Consider the following 258-nt stretch of genomic DNA (forward strand, 5'->3'; position numbering starts at 1 on the left):
CACATCAAGGCGCTCTAACATCGACTCTTCAACTGATGCCTCGGCCACTGCGTTTTCACCAAACCACTCGCCTTGAATTATCTCGTTTTGAGCCGGTACATTTTTAAGCCACGTTAAGTTTAGCTCACGGCCAATACCCGAACGCGCTTCTTCGTCTTTTTTCTCATTGTCTTGAAGAGATACTTCCCGTGCAACCAACTCACCATTTACCGCGTTAACACGCCCTCGAATCATTGGGTAGAAGTCAGACACTAATAT

At 46.5% G+C, this 258-nt stretch carries 1 protein-coding gene; it reads right to left on the bottom strand.

Annotated features, from left to right (window positions below; all coding sequences use genetic code 11):
* Positions 1 to 258: hypothetical protein (locus tag R2R70_RS21365; RefSeq protein ID WP_410979103.1), on the bottom strand; the 258-nt coding region annotated here is incomplete at both ends.

Source organism: Cobetia sp. SIMBA_158, from assembly GCF_046566945.1.
GTDB lineage: Bacteria > Pseudomonadota > Gammaproteobacteria > Pseudomonadales > Halomonadaceae > Cobetia > Cobetia amphilecti.